Source organism: bacterium (assembly GCA_026398675.1).
GTDB lineage: Bacteria > RBG-13-66-14 > RBG-13-66-14 > RBG-13-66-14 > RBG-13-66-14 > RBG-13-66-14.
On record JAPLSK010000130.1, the window covers coordinates 1 to 4,502 of the forward strand.

Here is a 4,502-nt window from a genome sequence, read left to right on the forward strand (position 1 = left end):
GGGCGCACGACCTGGCCCTTTCGGCCTTCGGGGGTTGGGGCTGGAGAGTCGGGCTGCCTCTGGCGCGGCGGGCGCGCAACCTCTTCATCCGTGGCCGCATCGCCGACGTGATGGATTGAACTGCTCGGGGAGCAGATTCCCTTTAATTCGCCATGCTCCTGCGCATACTAGCCGTCCTGGCCGGACTTTTTCTCTACCTCACGGTCGGGCGCTACCTCTTCCGCGCCTACCTCTGGCTGGGATGCTTCGCCGACAAGGTGCCCTTCGCCAGCCGACGGCAGCAACTGGACCGCCTCTCGGCCTGGCAGGTTTTCACCTGGCCCCTCCTGCTGGTCTTCCTCCCCTTCTACGCCGTCTGGGCGTTGGTCAAAAGGATAATCTGAGGTGGCGATGAACATGGGTTCTATCGGTAGTCGGTTGCTCGTGCTCCTGCCGGCCCTGGCCGCCCTGGTGGCCGGATGCGAGCAGGCCCCGTCGCTGGCCTACCTGGACGAGGGCGAGGTTTACCTGTGGCAGCCGGGCTCCGAGCCGAGGCCGCTGGCGCACCGGGACGACGTGGACACATTCTTCTGGTCGCCCTCGGGGCGGCACATCGCCTACCGCGTCGCCAAGCCCACCGGCGACAGCTTCTGGTGCTTCACCGGGGTGGACACGGGGGTGGAGGTCAAGACGCGGTCGAAGCCGCTGTTCTCCGCGGTGGGCCGGACCGTGGCCTACATCAAGGATCTGGACCAGCAGCTCATCCTCCTGGACGAGGCCGGCGGGGAGCAGAAGCTCATCGCCGAATGGGTCTGGGCGGCCCGGTGGAACCCCTCGGGGACCGTGCTGGCTTACGTGGAGGAGGGCGACCTCAAGGTCTTCGAGCTGGAGAGCGGGACGAGCCGCTACCTCGCCGGAGGGGTGGCCGCGGGTCCCGACTTCGTGACCGACGACCTGGTGCTCTTCATCTCCGACTCGGGGACCCTCACCGCGGCCCGGACGGACGGCAGCGCCGTTTACCGGCTGGTGGAGGAGATTGGCGACTACTACGCCGCCCGGGACTACTCGGGCCGGGTGCACGGCTCGCGGCTGGTCTGCGTGGACCAGGACCGCGACGCTTACCTGATGGATTTCGACGGCGCCAATCAGACCCGCACCGGCACGGATTTTTTCCGCATGGCCTGGGATTCGACCGGCTCCCGGTTCTTCCTCATCGAGGATGAGGGGGAGCGGATGCACCCCCGTGTTTTCTCCGCCTCCGGCGATAGTCTCCTGGAGGTGAAGGACCCCTGGGACACGGCGGCCGCCGAGACCCTCGCCTGGAGCTCCGGCTCCGACGAGCTGGCCTTCGTGGACGGCGCGGGCTCCCTCTACGTCATAGACCTCGACGGCGCGCAGACGATGGTGGCCAAGGGGGTGTACGACTTCGCCTGGGTCCCCTACCGGCGCCAGTTGGTGGTTCTCATGCCGCGCACCGGCGGTGAGGGGGCGGTTCCCGCCGAGACGACCCCGGAGGGTGCGGACTCGCAAAACGCCGTCACCGGGGCGACGCCGGTGCCCATGGGGGTAGCCGGGGGGACCGGGGAGCCGGAGGTCGCTCCCGAAACTTCGGTTGCCGGTGAAGAACCCGTCAAGGGTGAGCCCGCCGAAGCCGGGACCGCCACGGTCGAGCCCGTCGTGGGGGAGGAGGTCGCGCCGGAGGGCGAGGCCGGGGGAGAGGTTCCGGTGGAGGCCGTCCAGGATGCGACTGGGGCGGAGGAGCCCGCACCCATCGCGGCTTTGCCTGAAATCGTCCCGCCCAAGGAGGCGGACACCGCCGTTTACCTCTACGACCTGGAGGGCACGCCGCGCAAGATGCTTTCGCGGAGCGGCGGTCTGCCGATTTTATCCCCGCGGGGCAGACGGTTCCTAACCGTGGAGCCGCTGCGGGATGGCCTCTACAACGCCGTCGTCAGCTCCATGGATGAGGATGACAGGCAGTACCTGGGCAAGTTCCGGACGCCGGTCTTCCCCGCGGCCTGGCAGCCTGAGGGCCTGATTTTCGAGGGGCGCCTGGTCGGCGTCCTCGTGACCCTGGCCCTGGTGGCAATCGGCATCGTGGCGCTGTACCTCGTCATCCGGCGGATTCTCCTCCAGCGCAGAAAGTCGTCCTCGCCGACCCAGGAGGCCGTGCCCGACCTCGAGGACTCCATGTAAACCGCGCCGGTCCGTGCTCCGCTGGTTGCGATAATGTAGGGCGGGGATTTCAATCCCCGCCGCTTTGCCCCCCTCCCCAACCCGTAGGCGAGCCTCCCCCCAAAGGGGGGAGGGGGTTTACGGCAGCCCTCACCCTAGCCCGTCGGCGCGCCGCTCCCACGGGGAGAGGGGACATGCGGGCGACCGTGGACGGTCGCCCCTACGGTGAGATTCGCGAGGCATGGACGGTAGGGGGGGGTCTACACCCGCCCTTTTTTAATTTTCCCGATGTCCCCGGGCCAGGACCACCAGGCGCCCGTCCCGACCCGCGACGTATACGGCGAGACTACTTCGTTCCTCGTCGGTGAGCTTCAGGTCCGCCGGGGGCGCGAACAGCGTGGCCTCCCCGTGGATGCCCCCGGTGAAAACCCACGCCACCTCGGGGACGCTCGCGCCGGGCTCTTTCGGATCGAAAGGGGTGCCCGCGAGGTCCAGAGCCGCCAGCCGGTCCCAGCCCAGCGGGAGTATCAGCTCTCGGCCGCGCAGGACCGCCCCCGGCCGGGGGGTCCGCCCCAGGTCCACCCTCCCCGCCGGAGCGCCGTCCCGGAAGAAATAAAGCCCCCCATCCACCGTCCCCACAGCCAGGGCCTCTCCGGGGAGGGCGTAGATGGCGGATGGCGGCGCGTCTAGCTCGTGGTACTCCACCAGCGGCGCGGCCGGGTTGTCCGGCGAAAAGCCGTACAGCCGGTTGTCCCCGCCGGCGAACCAGACCCGCCCCCCCAGGACGGCCGGGGCGACGGTCAGGCTCCCGCCGGTCCCGTAACGCCAGAGCTCCCGGCCCTCCGCATCCAGGGCGACCACGGTGTCGCCGGCGCCGTAGAGGAGCGTATCTCCGACCGCCGCCGGCGGCGAGGTCGCGGGCAGCGGCAGGGGCCGAGGGGTCGAATCGGATAAATTTCCGGGGTCGAGGGCCGCCCAGCTCTCACGCCCCAGGCAATAGAGGATAGTCCTGGGTTTTTCGTCCCCGGACGGCGCGGTCTCGGCGAGGGCGAAATGGACCGGTCCGCCGCCGGGAAGCCTTCCGGCGAAGACGACCGTCCCGTCGCCCCGCACCAGGCACACGCCGCCGCCTGAGTCGCCCGCCGCTGCCAGGGAGGGCCCCGCCGCCACCAGGTCCGTGGGGTCGGCCGCCAGAGGCAGGACCCAGGCCAGGCTCTTCGCCCCGCCCAGCGCCGCCAGCCGCGGCTCCTCCCCCCCGAAGGCGACGAACACGCGCCCGGGCGTGGGGCGGACCATGGACAAATCCGCGCCCAGCGCCAGGGTGTGGCCCTCGTCGGGCGGCGGCAGCGGCTCCGGCTCCACCGCAACCCCCGAATTGAGGCCGGGGAGGAAGAGCGGCAGCCAGGCCAGGACGGAAATCACCGCCGTCATCGTCCCTCCGCGTCGAGGCCCCGCAGCACGTACCACAGCTCGCTCTGCGGGACCAGCTCATCCACGGCGAGCCATTCCACGGTCGCCTCCCGGGAGCGCGGGCGGCCCAGCCGGTCGCGCCAATAAAGGCGCGGGGGCACCGGGCCGAGCTCCGCGGAGCACAGTCCGCAGACCGCGAAGGAGTCGTCGAAGGGGCCCGAGGAGCGGCAGGGGTCGCACCACCCCCAGGAGAAAATTTCAAGACTGCCGGGGTCGTATCGGGCGTCGAAGCCCACCCAGTCCGCGCGAATCCCCGGCATAACCCGGTGGCCGGGAAGCTCCCCGGCGAGAATCTCCCACCATTCGGTCAGACCGGGGTCGGTTACGACCAGGACCGCCGGTCCGCCGCCCAGGGCCTTGACCTGCTCCACGAGGGCGTCCGGTTCCACTTCCCCGAGGGCGACGTCCGGGGCGTGGGGCAAGGGGAGCCGGTTGGGCAGGCCCCGCTGGATTTCAGCCCGATAGACCTGCCGCAGCACAGTTTCGCTCTGCTCGGTCCCGCCCGCCGCGATGTGGAACGGGGGGCGGAAGAGCGGGTCCGGGGGCAGGTCGGGGCGCAGGAAGAAGGCGAGGATTCCGGGGGTGCCGGACGGGGCGAGGTAGAGCGTCAGCCCCCCGTCGTCGGCCGCCGTGGACCCGAGGGCGGGGGAAAGGAGGAGGAGGGGGAGGATTATCCTGAGCATGGTGGACCCGATTTTGCGTGCGGTTCCATCTTAAACCAAACCCGGTCGCCGCGGCCACCGGGTTGGGAAAAGATTGGGGACGACGTGGTTTCGTGGGGCCGAATGTGGGGCGGGAACTTTAGTCCCCGCAGCATTACCCCTTACCCCGACCCTCCCCCCAGAGGGGAGAGGGGATATGCGGTGACCCTCACCTTA

The 4,502-nt window shown here is 69.9% G+C and carries 4 protein-coding genes; 2 read left to right on the plus strand and 2 right to left on the minus strand.

The window, feature by feature from the left end; genetic code table 11:
• Positions 1-152: 152 nt before the first annotated feature.
• Entirely contained in the window at positions 153-383 is a 231-nt protein-coding gene (locus tag NTW26_03160) for a hypothetical protein (GenBank protein ID MCX7021273.1), read from the plus strand.
• A gap of 13 nt (positions 384-396) precedes the next feature.
• On the plus strand, positions 397-2,175 hold the full coding sequence (locus NTW26_03165; GenBank protein ID MCX7021274.1) for a hypothetical protein: 1,779 nt from the start codon (positions 397-399) through the stop codon (positions 2,173-2,175).
• A gap of 255 nt (positions 2,176-2,430) precedes the next feature.
• Here the strand turns inward: NTW26_03165 and NTW26_03170 are convergent, their stop codons facing one another.
• Positions 2,431-3,585: a PQQ-binding-like beta-propeller repeat protein gene (locus NTW26_03170; protein MCX7021275.1), complete on the minus strand. Its 1,155-nt coding sequence runs from the start codon at positions 3,583-3,585 to the stop codon at positions 2,431-2,433.
• The gene (locus tag NTW26_03175) at positions 3,582-4,307 is read right to left on the minus strand and encodes a hypothetical protein (protein ID MCX7021276.1); all 726 of its coding nucleotides are present in this window, start codon (positions 4,305-4,307) and stop codon (positions 3,582-3,584) included. Before NTW26_03175 ends, NTW26_03170 begins: the two co-directional genes overlap by 4 nt.
• Positions 4,308-4,502: the final 195 nt, after the last annotated feature.